Source organism: Nocardia amikacinitolerans, from assembly GCF_900215415.1.
Taxonomy (GTDB): Bacteria; Actinomycetota; Actinomycetes; order Mycobacteriales; family Mycobacteriaceae; genus Nocardia; species Nocardia amikacinitolerans.
Genome location: NZ_OBEG01000002.1, coordinates 698831 through 712628 on the forward strand (window position 1 = coordinate 698831; position 13798 = coordinate 712628).

Below are 13798 nucleotides of genomic sequence, written 5' to 3' on the forward strand. Positions count from 1 at the left end.
CCAGTTCAACCAGTAGGAGAAAGAATGACCAGGCCATTTGTCCAAGAATTCGCCAACTACATACTTGGCACGGCGCAGCCTCCGCGACCCATCCTGAAGACCGAGGCGAACTGCGCACAGGTGCATCTCTACAAGCAATTCAAGCCGATGTGGTCGAACCGGGTACCGTACGGTTACGTGCTTCTGTATCCGGATTGGCTCGCATTCTTCACCGATTCCAAACAGCCGCCGGGCACAGTTCCCGACAAGCTGTTCAGTAAAGAGATGCTCGCTCCGATGCTGGAAACATGGAAGTACAGCGGACGATTCCAAACCGTCGGAAGCGTCGCCCGCTTCGCTTATCAATATGCGACGACCACGGAGCGCGACACAATAAAGGCTTTCCTCGCCAATCCGAACAGCACCTTTGTCCCCTTCGGCACCATTTGGACCGTCGAGCAGACTCGTTCGATATCTCGTCCGGTGGCGATCGAGATCAAGACCACCGACCGACGGGAAATTCACCTCGCGCCGAACTTTGGGGCTTCGCTGGGCCCGCGACTGTGGAAGGGCATGTACGGCGCCTATGGCGGCACGTGGGAGCCCCGGTTGCAGAGTTTCTTGCGGGACGCTGCCCAACGCAATTCAGGAAGGGTGTCATAATGGGCCTTCTTTCATGGCTTGCCGAAGAAGCCATCGACCTCATCGCAGGAAACAGCACCGAGCAGACTTCTGGGGATCAAGCCCCGGGGGTCGAAAATCTCGGCCACGGAGAAGTGGATTTCATCGATCCACTGGAAGCCGCGAAAGACAGGATCGCCGACGACCCGGAACTGACTAGCATCGAGAACAGGCTGGACAGCGCACGCGAAACATATCGAGAAGCCGCAGAAGCCGCGGATATAAAGCCGACCGCGAGCTCGGTCGACTCCACCTTGCAGATGATCGACAACGTGCGAAACGCCTCCCCTGAACAACTCAGTCGATGGACCACCCAGCTCGCGGGGATGAACGCCGTGGACAGCATCCATCAATCAGTGGCCGGTCAACAGGCTGATCTGAGCGCCAGCAAGGCCCACCATCAGTTGATGATCGACGCCGACAAGGCAAAAATCGATGCCGATTCGGCAACAGCGCGCGCTGATGACGTCATCGCCAAAACGAAAAGCGACCTCTGAACCCGAACCCATAGCGGAGCGAAGGGGTGATGCCCGCTCTCGCGTCCGGCATGGGTGATCCGGACTCCGTTCCGAATCACGCTTCTCGCGCCGGAACTCGAACGAGGATCGCAGACCCGGGAAATCGGGCCGGCACCAACGCCGCGGCCAGGGACGGCAGGCGACATCGCGCACCCGCTCCCGTGGCGGCCGGGCGTGAGGGGGCGGCGGGCTCCACGATCGAAGCGCTGTGCGGCCGGGCCCAGGGGCCCCCATGGGAACCTCGACCCCCGCGCAGGCTGACGGCGGCCCGCATCCGACCGTGCCCGTTAGGCTGCTGGTGTCCGGTGGATGCCGGTGTGGACCGAGACGGGAGTGCGGTGGGAGAGCAGGCGACGGTGGGCGGGCGGTTGGTGCTCGGGGCGACGCCGATGGGCGATATCGGGGACGCGTCCCAGCGCCTGCGCGACGCGCTCGGGTCCGCCGATGTGGTCGCCGCCGAGGACACCCGACGCACCCGCGCACTCGCCAAGGCGCTCGGGGTCGAGATCACCGGGCGGGTGGTGAGCTTCTACGACCACGTCGAGACCGCACGCATCCCGGCGCTGCTGAGCGAGATCGAGGCGGGGCGCACCGTCCTGCTCGTCACCGACGCGGGCATGCCCTCGGTGAGCGACCCCGGCTATCGGATGGTCGCGGCCTGCGTGGAACGGGATCTTCCGGTCACCTGCCTGCCGGGTCCGTCGGCCGTCACCACCGCGCTCGCCCTCTCCGCGCTGCCGGTGGAGCGGTTCTGTTTCGACGGCTTCCCGCCGCGAAAGTCGGGGCAGCGCAAGGAATGGCTGCGCACCTTGCGCGCGGAGCCGAGGGCCTGCGTCTTCTTCGAGGCACCGCACCGATTGGCCGAGTGCCTCGCCGACGCCGTCGAGGTGCTCGGCCCCGACCGCCGCGCCGCCGTCTGCCGCGAACTCACCAAGACCTACGAACAGATCGTCCGCGGCACGCTGGCCGAACTCGCGGAATGGGCCGTGGACAGCGCCCGCGGCGAGATCACCGTCGTCCTGGAGGGCGCCCAGCCGAAGGCCACCGACCCCGCCGACCTAGTCGCCGAGGTCGAAGCCCTGACGGCACAGGGCCTGCGCCTCAAGGACGCCTGCGCCCACATCGCCACCGCCAACAACGTCTCCCGCCGCGAACTCTACGACGCCGTCCTCGCCGCCCGCCCCTAACTCGCAGCCCCTTCCCACATCCCCACCGCCCGCACGCCCTACGCGGGACTGCTGCTGCCACAGAGCTTTCGCACGCCTCACATAGGCACCGCCTCTGTGAGGCGTATCGAACTTGTGTGGGACGCGCTGATACTCGCAAAGCACTCCCACGCTTCGCCGCGGTCGCGCGCCCTACGAGGCACACGGATCCGCAGCGAGGGCTTCGGCTGCCACACAGCGTTCGTACGCCTCACGTAGGCACCGCCTGTGTGAGGCGTACGAAACCCGTGTGGGACCGCCCTGGTCCACGCCGGTCGGGCTAGCGCCGCGGCCAGGATGGTCGGCGCCGTAACCGATTGAAGGTCACCGCCACCCCGCCAGGGCGACTGGATGTGACCTTCATTCACCCGACCTGCGTGCACCAGTGAACCGACCGGGGGTGGCCTTCAGCACGGTGGGCCGATGAATGGTGACCTTTGGTCGGCGTTCCGTTGGGGGCGGTGGGCTAGCGGCCGAGGACGGCGAGCATGCCCGCAACAGCACGGGGCCAGGTGAATTGTTCGGCGCGGGTGCGGGCGGCGCGGCGGCGGCCGACGGCGGGCATCGCGAGCACGTCGGTGACGGCCTCGGCGAAGGCGGTGGGGTGGTCGTCGGCGACCGCGCCGCAGTCGGCGGTGACGATGTCGGCGAGCGCCGAGGAGCGGCTCGCGACCACGGGCGTGCCCGCCGCCAGCGCTTCCAGCGCGGCAAGGCCGAAGGTCTCGTGCGGCCCGGGCGCGAGCGAGACATCAGCGGTGGCAAGCAATTTCGCGACCATCGCCCGATCGGTGATGAAGCCGGTGAAGTGCACTGCGGGCTGCCCACTCGGCAGCGGCGGCAACGCACGCGCGCGCCGTTCCAGCGCGTCGCGGCGGGGTCCGTCGCCCGCGACGACGAGCCGCGCCTCGGTGCCCGCCTTGCGCAGCTCCGCCACCGCCTCGATGCTGCGGTCGACGCGCTTCTCGACCGAGAGCCGCCCGCAGTGCACCAGCAGTGGATGCCCGGCCGCCGCGAGGTCGGCGCGCAGGCGGCGATCCCGGCGACGCGGGCTGAACAGGTCCAGATCCACGCCGAGCGGAACCAGCTCGACATTCGGCGCGCCGATCCGCAGGAACTCCGCTCGCGCGAATTCCGTTGTGCAGACCACGATGTCGTACTCGGCGGCGGTGTGCCGGTTGGCGATGTCGGCGCACCGACGGGCCAGCGAGCCGGGCAGGATCTGACCGAGCAGCCGGTCGAGTCGTTCGTGCGAGATCATCACGCTCGCCACGTCGCGGCGACTCGCCCAGCGGCCGAAACCACGCAGCGTGAGCCGGTCCGACACCTCGAGTACGTCGGGCCGCAGCCCGGTGAGCACGTCGGCGACCCGGCGCGGGTCGGCGGCGCGGTAGCCGCCCGTCCATGGAATGGCCAAGGCGGGCAAGGTGATCCGCAGCGCACCGCCGGGCAGCAGCTCCTCGCTGCGGCGCGGTCCCGGCACGATCAGCACCACCTCGTGCCCGGCCGCCACGTAGCCAGCACCCAGATGATGCAGTGCGGTGCGCAGCCCACCGGACCGCGGACCGTAGAAGTTCGCCAGCTGCACGATGCGCACCCGCCGATCGTCGCAGCGCAACGGGATACCCGCGGCACCGTAGCACTCAACGGGCGGTGAACAGCAGTGAAAGAACCGGGGGAATCGGCGGTCAGTGTTTCGCTACGCCGCGCGCGGCCCGCGGCAGGTCCAGGTCCAACGGAATCCGGCCGAGCGCGAGGTGCGACTCGACCTGATCGGAGGGCATCGGCCTGGCGATCAAAAAGCCTTGCGCCCGATAGCAACCGAGCCCGACCAGCGTGCGGGCGGCCACCGCGGTCTCCACGCCCTCGCCGACGACGCCGAGCCCGAACGAACCGGCCAGGCCGATGATGGACTTCACGATGGCGAGGTCGTCGGTGCTCGCGCCGAGCCGCTGCACGAAACCGCGGTCGATCTTGACCGCGTCCACCGGCAGCGCCTTCAGATGCGACAGCGAGCTGTAGCCGGTGCCGAAATCGTCGATGGCGATCTGCACGCCCATCCGCTTGAGCCCGCGCAATGTCACCTGGGTGCGGGCCAGATCCTGGACGACGACGTGCTCGGTGATCTCCAGGCAGACCGAACTGCCGTCGATTCCGAACAGCCGCAGAATGTCCTCGATTCGCTCCACGAAGTCCAGGCTGACGAGCTGCACCGGCGAGACGTTGATACGCATCACCACGTTGGCGGCCAGACCGCGACGGCGCCATTCGGCGAATTGCGCGCAGGCCGAGCGGATGACCCACCGGCCGAGCTCGCCCGCCAGATTCGTCGCCTCGGCGACGGTGACGAACGCACCGGGCGGCAGCAGTCCCCTTGTCGGATGCATCCAGCGCACCAGCGCCTCCAGCGCGACGATGCGACCGGTGCGCAGGTCCACCTCGGGCTGGTAGTGCAGCAGCAGCGAGCCGTCGGAGACCGCGCCGCGCAGGTTCAGCTCCACGTCGTCCTGGAGTTCGAACTGGGCGCGCATGGCGTCGGTGAACACCGCGACGCCGTTCCCGCCGCCCGATTTGGCCGACAGCAGGGCGTGGTCGGCGCGGCGCAGCACGTCGGCGACCGTGGTCTCGCCGGGGACGCCCACCGCGACGCCGACGCTCGCGCCCCGGCTCACCGATTCGCCGCCGACGGTCACCCGACGGCCGATGAGCTGCTGGATCCTGGTGGCCTCCAGCTCGGCGGTGACCGCGTCCATCGGCTTGGCGGGCACGATGACGAACTCGTCGCCGCCGAGGCGGGCGATCATGTCGTTCGGGTCCAGGTTCTCCCTGAGGCGCGAGGAGAGCGTGCGGATGAAGTTGTCGCCCGCGGTGTGGCCGAGGAAGTCGTTGAGTGCTTTCAACCGGTCGAGATCGAGGAAGAACGCCGCCACCGGTCCCGGATTGCCGGGCCGTAGTCGGTCCTCCATGTGCTCGAGCAGCGCGCGCCGGTTCGCCAGACCCGTCAGATCGTCGTGCAGCGCGATGTAGCGCAGCCGCTCCTCGGCCACCACCCGCGCTTGCACCTGGGCGAACAGGGCGGCGATCGCCTTGAGCACGTTGAGTTCCCTGGTGCTCCAGTCCCGGTCGCCCTGTTTGATGAAACCGAGCACGCCGGTGGACTCGCCGCGCGAGATGAGCGGCACACACGCCATGGCCACCTGGGGAATCCCGGAGGAGCGCCGGATCGTCTCCTGGTAGTCGGCGGAGCGGTGGTCGGGGCGCACCACGATCGGCTCAGTGGCGAACTCGAGTTCACGGAACACCGAGTCGGCGTTCTCGAACTGCACCACCTTCAGCGGATCGGGGTCGGGGATCTCGCCGCGGTGCGGCCATTCCGCGACGAGCACTGTGGCGCGCCGTTCCCGGTCGGTGTGGCGCAGGTAGCTGAAGTCGACGTCGAAATGCTCGACCAGTTTTGCGAGCACGCGTTCGCTCGCCGCCACCATGGTCGTGGCGTCGACGCCCATCAACTCGGCGGCGACTTGCGTCACCAGTGAGTCGAGCGTTCGCCGAGGCACCTTGTCTCCGATCGTGCTAGCTGCGGTCGCCCGCACCCGGCACTGGAAGCCGCCCGCTGCGGACCGTGGCTGCTGCCGCGTAGCTCAGGCGAAGCACCAATGCCATGATCTCATGTCCAGGCACTCCCAGCAGGTCCAGGAAACGGCCCTGAAGTGACGTTAGTGTATCCGCGAAATCCGGGGAAATCGCGATCAGCTCGTCGGGGTGCCGTGCGTAGAGGAACACCGGGGACACCGGTTGCACGGCCAAACCGCGACGTTCTGCCTCCAGCCAGACGCGCTGCAACGCCGCCCCTGCGGTGGCGTAATCGGCCAGACTCGCGCCTTCCGGCCCCGGTCGGCACGGCAGAGTCACCGCGACGAGAGCCGAGCTGGACAGCACCCGATCCCGGCTGTACTCGCCGAGCGCGACACCGCCGGACCACTCGTGCAATCTCGCCATCACATCGGCGCGTCCGCCGATCCGCATCTTGGCCTGCTCGTCCGGCGCCAGCTCCATGCCGCGCACGTCGATGCCGGTGCGCAGGTCCTCGCCCGGCCAGCGCAGCTCGCTGTACATCTCCTGGTGCAGGCGCGGGGTGAGGTGGCGGATCCGGTCGGACTCGCCGATCAGCGCGGCCGCCTCGGCCAGCTCGGCGCGGCCGGTGATCGCGTGTACCGCGCCGCCCTCCGCGCCTGCGGCCGCGGCGAGACCGGCAAGCACACCGTCGCCGAGCGGCGCGCCGGTGCCGAGCTTGCGATTGGTGTCGCGGGCAAGGGCAGCCGGGTAGTCGCGAGCCAACAGCGGATCCGAGCCCGACCCGAACTCCAGCAGCGCGGTGAAGCCGTCGTCCTCGACGAAGCGATGACCGCCGAGGACGCCGTGTGCTGCGGCGGCCGCTCGCGCGTTGTGCAGCGCGGCGCCGATCGCCACCGCGCTGCCGCGGTAGCCGATGTCGAGCGACGAGGACCGATTCGCGGCGAGGTCGATGCGCAGCGCGTCGCCCTCGATCCACAGCCGCCACGGCTGGGTGTTGCCGCCCGATGGCGCACGCTGCGCGCAGTGCAGCACGTTCACCCACGCGGGTCCCTGCGGCGCGGCGGCGGGGTCGGGTTCGTTCTCCCAGACCAGGTCTTCGGGTTCCGGCTCGGCGAGTCCGTCGAGTCCGCGCTCCAGGTCGATCCTGGTCCGGCCGGAGGACAGCTTGTAGCCGAGGCCGATCCGGCGCACCGCCGTGGCGACGATGGCGGCGCCGAGCTGCACGTCGCCGCCGAGCTGCGGCCAGGTGGTGACGGTCTCGTCGATCTCTACCAGGCTCGCGGCCATCCGCGCCGAGAGTTCCTTCGGATCGAGGATCCGCATCACGTGCGGCGCCTTCTCCTTGGTGGAGAGCCCGCGCAGATCGGCCGCGGTGGTCGAGCCGAGCAGGCCGTGGAAGGGCGGTCGCTCCGGTTCCAGGTCGTAGCGCTCCACGTCGAACAGGCCGCGGTCGCTGGTGTCCATCAGCAGCGGCAGCCGGTGGCGGCGCGCGCCCTCGCGGACCGCGAACTTGACGTCGAGCGAGTCGCATTCCTCGACGACGATCGACAGCCCGCGCAGGAACTCGTCCACCGAGTGCTCGTCGATCCCCGCGGTGTACACCTCCACCGGCAGGTACGGATCGAGCTCGGCGATCCGCCGCGCGGTCACGATCGACTTGTTCACGCCGATGTCGAAGATGTTGCCCGGCACCCGATTCAGGTTCGACAACTCGATGTGGTCGAAATCCGCCAGGCGTAGTAGCCCGCAGGAGCCCTCCATGGCGAGGGTGTGCGCGATGGCGTGTCCGACGCTCTGCCCGACCACCCCGATCGCCAAGCCCGCGAGCCGCTGCTGTTCGGCGCGGGTCACCTTGTTGCGGTTGCGGTCGAGCCGGATCGCGCGGAAGGTCCGTTCGCCGGGCAGTCCGACCAGCGTGCGCCGCCACGGGTAGTAGACCCAACGGTCCGTTTCCGGAACGCCCTGGTCGTCGGGCGGATTCAGCACCTTGCGTAGTTCGGCGTGCAGCACGTCACGCAGGTCGAGAATGCGGATCATCGGTGACTTACGCAGTTGCGTGAGGACGGACGCTTCGTCCGGCACCGTCTCGTCGAGGATCAGCGGCCGATAGTCCGCAGCGGGACCAGGGTCACCGTTCATGCCTGCGCCAGTCCCCCCGTCCGAGCGTCGACCGCGGTGGACAGGCGGCGCGCCTGCGCGAACCAGGCGCCGAGCGCCGCGCGCTCGAGGGCGAGCAGCGAGCCTTGCAGCTTGCTGGCGTTGGCGCGGTACGCGCGGGTGTCCCACCAGAGCGGGACGGTGCGATACCGATCGTCCGGATACGGCACCGGCGGCACTCCCTCGGCGATCCGTCCGCCGCTGGATTCGTAGAGGCGAGCGGTGTGCGCCGCGGCGGTGACGAAACCGAATCGCGCACCGAGCAACCAGGCCGCGTGCACGACACAGCGCGAGATCGCGGCGCCGAGCTGGGCACGGTGCGCAATGCCGTTGCGCGCCACCCAAACCGCCTTGACCTCAACGATGCCCTCGCGAATCCGCTCGGCGATCATCGCGCGAAGGTCGGCCTCGCCGGGGCGTCCTGCCCACGCGCCGAGCCCGTGCACCTCGTCCTCGACAAGGTAGGGCCCCTGCGCCCGCAGCCCGGCTACCACCCGGCCCGCCGGGTCGACGGCCGCGAAGAACAACGACGTCGAGCGCCCGTCGGAAACTTTCTCGTATTCCAATGCCGGATCGACTTCGTAGTGCCGGTAAACGCGCAGCGCACCGCGCAGATAGCGTCGCCACAGATCCGGATGCGCGTCCGGAGGAGCCACATGGAAGACATAACCGGAATGCATGTCGCGAAACCGCAACACCTCGGCATCGCGCGCGCCGAAGGCGCCGACTGCGACTGTTTCGACAGTCATGGTGTTCCTACTCCGTTGCTACCGCGCCCGCGCGCGGTTTCGAGCCGGGCCGACCAACTCACCCGCCGCCCGAGCGCTCCGGGAGAGTTTGCCTAGGGCAGTATCCGTCATCCGGCATGAATTCACCAGGCGTCTGGTTAATCTCCCGAAAACTGATCGTGTACCCCGAAATACATGCAGGTCAAAGGCTGCAAGGTATTCCTAAGTTGAAAAGGAGAGACCAGTCGGTTCACATTTAGTTAACTCGCAGCTATCACACGAGGATGGAGATGAACAACTCGACCGCGTCCGGCCCGCGCCAGACCTCGATCTCCTCCCGATAGGCCCGCGTGATTTCCGCGGACGCCGTCGCGTCGTCGACTTGCGCCCACACGTCCTCTACCGGGTCGTGATAGTCCCCATTCGGTTCGAACCGAGCGTAGACGCCCTTCGGTACCCGCACGAGCAGATCGCCGACAGGAACATCGCCCGGTTCCGCGTATTCGTAACAGACCATCGCGTTGTAGTTTCCGGCCGGATCGGGCACATACACGGTGTACATGGGCTGAGCGGCGGCGCCGCGATCGCGCAACCGGTCCTTCAGGAACTCGATCAAGTCGCTGTTGCTGACCTTGAAGCTCGGGCGCACCCTCGGCACCACCAGTCCGCCGTAGAGCGCCTCGTTGCGGACGACGATCGCATAACTCATGCCTGCGCCTCGCTGGCGCTCAGCTCCGGCATGAGCCACGCACGCTGGCACATGATTCGCTCACTTCGTTCGCTCATCGAGGATCGACCGCCAGGTACAGATCGATCTTGTACGCGTGCGGGTAGCACTCGAAATCGCCGGTATAGGTCCGTTTGATCTGGTTGTGTTCCTCGGCGTAGGCGATCTGCGTCCAGAGGTCGGTCATCACCTGCGGAAAATTACCGACCGAAGAGAACTTCGCGTAGCTGCCGCGCGGCAGGCGGGCGACCAGATGGCCACGAGTCACCTCGGCGAAGGAGCCGCACTGGTATCCGACGATCTGGGAGTTGTACGTGCCGAGTTCGCCGGTGTAGTCGGTGTAGGCGCTGGCGAGCGGCCCCCCGAGCTCCTGGTGCAGCACGGCCGCCCATGCCGCCTCCAGATCGTGGTCACGCAGTTTCCCGAGCGCACGCTTCGGGCTGCGCACCGGCAATCCGGCAACCCACGTCTCATCCCGCTCGACGATTTCAAACTGCATGGAAAGACTCTTTCGAGGTGCATCCAGGGGTCCGCCCGCATCCGGTCGGCTAGAAACGCCATGCTATCAACATGATCCGGGTGGTACCGATCACATGTCCTACCGCCTGTCCGGCCGGTCGGGTGCGCTGAACTGGACAGATGTCCTGTAAGACGACGCGCGACGGCGCCGGATGCGACGCCGTTGTCCGCACCGACGCCGCCTCCGATCGCCCTGGGGAATGGCGCTCGGGCCGCCGAACAGCGAACCGATAGCAACGCCCGAGCCACCCCTGCGGCACCCGCGCAGGGTCGAGCACCGACCGACCGTCGGCGATCGACCCGACCGCCTCCCGTTTCCCTACTGGGGCACCGGATCCGACTCGAGCGGCCGGATCAGGCAGATCAGAAACCGAGGCTGTCCGCTGGGCAACCTGGCGCCGTACAGCTCGACGGACCGCCAGTCCTGGCGCAACGTCAGCAGCCGCACCGCCACTCTGGTTCGGTCGCTGCGCTGCTCGGCGAGTTCGCGCAGCGCGCCGAGGTAGCCGTCGACGTCGTCTGGATGCACGAGATGGGTAGTGGCCAAATTGAATTCGCGGCCGTCGTCCGGATCGAGGCCGTGCGAGGCCGGGTGATGCCGCCAGGCGATGTCGCCGAGCGGCGGGGTCAGCCACTCGATGATCTGCATGGTCTCGGCGTCGATCAGCGCGGTGGTGCCGCCGAGCAGCGTGACGGCCGCGTCGTCGCGGTACGTCGCTGGCACCAGGCCCGGCGCGCGGTCCGACGTCACCGCCAGCAACAACCCGCGCAGCGTGCCCGCGTCGTGATAGCGCAGGAAGCCGAAAACCCGCGCGGTGCGGTCGTCGGGTGTGCGCACCTGCATGGGACCCCGCCAGGCGACGCCGGGGTGCGGTTCGAGCGCCGCGGTCATCAGCCGATCGCGGTCCTCGCACTCGATGATTCGCGACAGGAACCAGGCGCCGTGCAGCAGCGGATGTCCTTGCGGCAGCACCGATCCCCCGCCGCCGTGGTTGCGCAACATCCACTGGCGGCTGTCCCACACGAACGCGTCTACGACCGGCGGCGCTGGTGGATCGGTACGCGACGGACCTGCCCACAGCAGCACGGCCATTACCGCGCCGTCCGGTCCCGGCACCGGAATCGCCAGCAGCCGATGCGTTTCGCCGCGCACGAGCATCGTTCGTTCGCACCGCCGCGCACCCTCGACCGCCCGCTCGACGACCGCGCCCGCAGCCCCGGCCAGCGCCGCCGGTCGTATCGCCCGGTGCAGCGAACGCGCCCGCACCGTCCCCTCCTTCGGCAGATACCGAATCACCTTGTCCGGCTCCGCCGTATCGACAAGAAACCACATACGTCCTCCCCCTCACGTACTTCGGTTACGTGTACTCCTGACTGTCCCGCTCCCAGCAATCGGCCGGATCCCCACGGCCACAGACGCCCCGACACCGACTCTAACCGCCGCGGGAGCGGCCGGGTACCTCGCGCGACTCGGTGTTCGCACCGGCCGAGGCGCTCTTCGGTTCAGCCCCAGTCGGCGAATCGACCGATCGCGACGAACAGCGCGAGGAGCAGTAACACCATGTTCATCGGCAGGTTCTTCGTCTCGCCACGGCGATAGTGCACCAGCATCGCGCCGACCTGGAGTGCGGCGAGGCCGAGCGCGGCCAGCGGCGTGAGGATCACGGCGATACCGGTGGCGCGGGGCAGGATCAGGCCCGCGGCGCCGAGCAGTTCGGCGGCGCCGATCAGACGGACGGCACCGGGCGAGAACTCACGCGCCCAGCCCATGCTCGGATTCGCGGTGAGCTTCTCGTACGGCTGCGCGAGCTTCGCGAGCCCCGCGGCCAGGTACACCACCGCGAGCAACCCGGCGACAATCCACAGTGCGATGTTCATGGCCCGTCCCTCGTCTGGAAACGAAAATCCGTCACGTGGAGCCAAGTGCTCCCCAGAGCGTACTCGGGTACGGCGCGCCACCCCGGCTATCCCACCGTTACCGGCGATAGTTGGAAGCGATGGACAGCGAGACACCGCAACATCCCACCGCGCCGGACCTGCGCCTCATCGGGATCGGCGTCGCGGCCGTCGCGTGCGTCGTCGGCTGGGCGGCGCTGGGAAAGAGCAGCTTCGGATCGGTTTCGGCCACGGCGCTCCACTGGGTGCTCGGCAACTTCGACTGGCTGTTCGTGGTGTCCGCCGACCTGTTCCTCGTGCTCTGCGTGGTGATCGCGGCCAGCCGTTTCGGGCGCGTCCGGCTCGGCGCCGACGACGCGGAACCGGAGTTCAGCAACCTCGCGTGGATCGCCATGATGTTCAGCGCGGGTATGGGCATCGGCTTGATGTTCTACGGCGTCGGCGAACCGCTCCAGCATTTCGTGTCGCCGCCGCCCGCCACCGGCATCGAGCCGCAGACCACCGCGGCGGCGAGCGCCGCGCTGCAATTCTCGCTGTTCCACTGGACGCTGACGCCGTGGGCGATCTACGGCATCGTCGGATTGGCCTTGGCGTACGCCAGTTTTCGCAAAGGGCGCGGCAACCGGCTCTCGGCCGCCTTCGTTCCGCTGCTCGGCGCGCGCCGCGCCGCGGGGTGGCAGGGGCAGGTGATCGACCTGCTCGCGGTGTTCGCCACCGTGTTCGGCACGGCGACCAGTCTCGGGCTCGGCGCACTCCAGGTGGCCAAAGGACTGAATCTCACGATCGGCACACCTGATTCGGTGACGGTGCAGCTGATCGTCATCGGCGCGCTCGGCGCCGCCTTCGTCCTCTCGGCGTTCTCCGGACTGCACCGCGGCGTGAAATGGCTTTCGACGCTGAACATCGCGCTGGCCGCGCTGCTCGTGCTGTTCGTCTTCACGCTCGGACCGACCGTCTACATCCTGGACACGATCCCGGCGAGCATCGGCAACTACCTGTCGAACCTGCTACCGATGGCGACCCGCACCGGCGCCTACGCCGACCCGGCCTGGATGGGCCGCTGGACGATCTTCTACTGGGCGTGGTGGCTGTCCTGGGCGCCGTTCGTCGGCACCTTCATCGCCAGGATCTCGCGCGGGCGCACCATCCGCGAATTCCTGATCGGGGTGCTGCTGGTGCCCAGCGGGGTGACGGTGGTCTGGTTCTGCGTCATGGGCGGCACCGCGATCCGGGCCACCACCGCCGGCGTGGTCGATCTGACCGCCGACGCCGCCGACGCCGAGGCCGCGCTGTTCGGCATGCTGGAAGCACTGCCCGCCGAAGTCGTCACCTCGTGGGTCTCGATGATTCTGGTGATGACCTATTTCGTGACGAGCGCGGATTCCGCGTCACTGGTGATGGGTTCGCTGACCAGCCGAGGTTCGCTGCACCCGCCGTCTTGGCTGGTGGTGGTCTGGGGCACCCTGATGGCCGCGGTCGCCGCCGTTCTGCTCGTCGCCGGCGGGCTCGGTGCGCTCCAGACCGCGACGATCCTGGTCGCCCTGCCCTTCGTGCTGGTGATGCTCGCGCTGTGCTGGTCGCTGCTGACCGAGTTACGCGAGGATCCCGGCGCCGGGCCCGCCGCCCATCACCCGCTGTACGGCCTGCGCGACGCGGTGCGCGCCATGGTCGGCGAGGCCATCAGCGAAACCCACCGCGGCGGACAGCGCCAGCGCCGCGCACCGGGACACCCGAGAGAGCCCGAGCCCGGCCACTCTTCGTGATCCATCCCGTCCCCGACAGCGATTGTGTCGTGGAACACTCCTGCGCTACAGT

12 protein-coding genes are annotated in these 13798 nt (G+C 68.2%); 4 read left to right on the forward strand and 8 right to left on the reverse strand.

Translation table 11 applies throughout. The features are described 5' to 3' along the window. Positions 1–24 precede the first annotated feature (24 nt). The 3 genes from CRP45_RS11530 to rsmI all read left to right on the forward strand — a co-directional run bounded on the left by CRP45_RS11530 (position 25) and on the right by rsmI (position 2365). Positions 25–642, forward strand: a complete 618-nt coding sequence (locus CRP45_RS11530; RefSeq protein WP_097245062.1) for a hypothetical protein — start codon at positions 25–27, stop codon at positions 640–642. Beyond that, the gene (locus tag CRP45_RS11535; RefSeq protein WP_143861407.1) at positions 642–1157 is read left to right on the forward strand and encodes a hypothetical protein; all 516 of its coding nucleotides are present in this window, start codon (positions 642–644) and stop codon (positions 1155–1157) included. The genes CRP45_RS11530 and CRP45_RS11535 overlap by 1 nt, the downstream gene beginning before the upstream one ends. A gap of 377 nt (positions 1158–1534) precedes the next feature. Next, on the forward strand, positions 1535–2365 hold the full coding sequence (rsmI, locus tag CRP45_RS11540) for a 16S rRNA (cytidine(1402)-2'-O)-methyltransferase (RefSeq protein WP_372509816.1): 831 nt from the start codon (positions 1535–1537) through the stop codon (positions 2363–2365). A 484-nt stretch (positions 2366–2849) separates the two neighbouring features. Here the strand turns inward: rsmI and CRP45_RS11545 are convergent, their stop codons facing one another. The 8 genes from CRP45_RS11545 to CRP45_RS11580 all read right to left on the reverse strand — a co-directional run bounded on the left by CRP45_RS11545 (position 2850) and on the right by CRP45_RS11580 (position 11965). Beyond that, positions 2850–3977: a glycosyltransferase gene (locus CRP45_RS11545; RefSeq protein ID WP_097245064.1), complete on the reverse strand. Its 1128-nt coding sequence runs from the start codon at positions 3975–3977 to the stop codon at positions 2850–2852. Positions 3978–4068: 91 nt separating this feature from the next. Further along, a complete protein-coding gene (locus CRP45_RS11550) occupies positions 4069–5910 on the reverse strand; it encodes a putative bifunctional diguanylate cyclase/phosphodiesterase (protein ID WP_281256186.1) in 1842 nt (613 codons plus the stop codon). A gap of 43 nt (positions 5911–5953) precedes the next feature. Beyond that, positions 5954–8095, reverse strand: coding sequence for an Rv1355c family protein (locus CRP45_RS11555; RefSeq protein WP_097245065.1), 2142 nt, complete (start codon positions 8093–8095; stop codon positions 5954–5956). Continuing rightward, entirely contained in the window at positions 8092–8862 is a 771-nt protein-coding gene (locus tag CRP45_RS11560; RefSeq protein WP_067784392.1) for a hypothetical protein, read from the reverse strand. The genes CRP45_RS11555 and CRP45_RS11560 overlap by 4 nt, the downstream gene beginning before the upstream one ends. Positions 8863–9115: 253 nt before the next feature. Continuing rightward, the gene (locus CRP45_RS11565; RefSeq protein ID WP_097245066.1) at positions 9116–9550 is read right to left on the reverse strand and encodes a GyrI-like domain-containing protein; all 435 of its coding nucleotides are present in this window, start codon (positions 9548–9550) and stop codon (positions 9116–9118) included. Positions 9551–9623: 73 nt separating this feature from the next. Next, on the reverse strand, positions 9624–10067 hold the full coding sequence (locus tag CRP45_RS11570; RefSeq protein ID WP_067784386.1) for a GyrI-like domain-containing protein: 444 nt from the start codon (positions 10065–10067) through the stop codon (positions 9624–9626). A 339-nt stretch (positions 10068–10406) separates the two neighbouring features. Beyond that, positions 10407–11420 (reverse strand): GAF domain-containing protein, encoded by a 1014-nt coding sequence (locus CRP45_RS11575; RefSeq protein WP_097245067.1) that lies wholly within the window; start codon positions 11418–11420, stop codon positions 10407–10409. Positions 11421–11590: 170 nt separating this feature from the next. Beyond that, positions 11591–11965: a DoxX family protein gene (locus CRP45_RS11580; protein WP_097245068.1), complete on the reverse strand. Its 375-nt coding sequence runs from the start codon at positions 11963–11965 to the stop codon at positions 11591–11593. Between the two features lie 119 nt (positions 11966–12084). On the opposite strand from CRP45_RS11580, the gene CRP45_RS11585 reads away from it, so the two are divergent. Beyond that, positions 12085–13746, forward strand: coding sequence for a BCCT family transporter (locus tag CRP45_RS11585; protein ID WP_097245069.1), 1662 nt, complete (start codon positions 12085–12087; stop codon positions 13744–13746). Positions 13747–13798 lie beyond the last annotated feature (52 nt).

Bases quoted from the DNA above. Each gene is read 5' to 3' on its own strand.
- CRP45_RS11565 (WP_097245066.1), bottom strand. From the start codon at position 9,550: ATGAGTTATGCGATCGTCGTCCGCAACGAGGCGCTCTACGGCGGACTG.
- CRP45_RS11555 (WP_097245065.1), bottom strand. From the start codon at position 8,095: ATGAACGGTGACCCTGGTCCCGCTGCGGACTATCGGCCGCTGATCCTC.
- CRP45_RS11560 (WP_067784392.1), bottom strand. From the start codon at position 8,862: ATGACTGTCGAAACAGTCGCAGTCGGCGCCTTCGGCGCGCGCGATGCC.
- CRP45_RS11570 (WP_067784386.1), bottom strand. From the start codon at position 10,067: ATGCAGTTTGAAATCGTCGAGCGGGATGAGACGTGGGTTGCCGGATTG.
- CRP45_RS11535 (WP_143861407.1), top strand. From the start codon at position 642: ATGGGCCTTCTTTCATGGCTTGCCGAAGAAGCCATCGACCTCATCGCA.
- CRP45_RS11575 (WP_097245067.1), bottom strand. From the start codon at position 11,420: ATGTGGTTTCTTGTCGATACGGCGGAGCCGGACAAGGTGATTCGGTAT.
- CRP45_RS11585 (WP_097245069.1), top strand. From the start codon at position 12,085: ATGGACAGCGAGACACCGCAACATCCCACCGCGCCGGACCTGCGCCTC.
- CRP45_RS11580 (WP_097245068.1), bottom strand. From the start codon at position 11,965: ATGAACATCGCACTGTGGATTGTCGCCGGGTTGCTCGCGGTGGTGTAC.
- CRP45_RS11530 (WP_097245062.1), top strand. From the start codon at position 25: ATGACCAGGCCATTTGTCCAAGAATTCGCCAACTACATACTTGGCACG.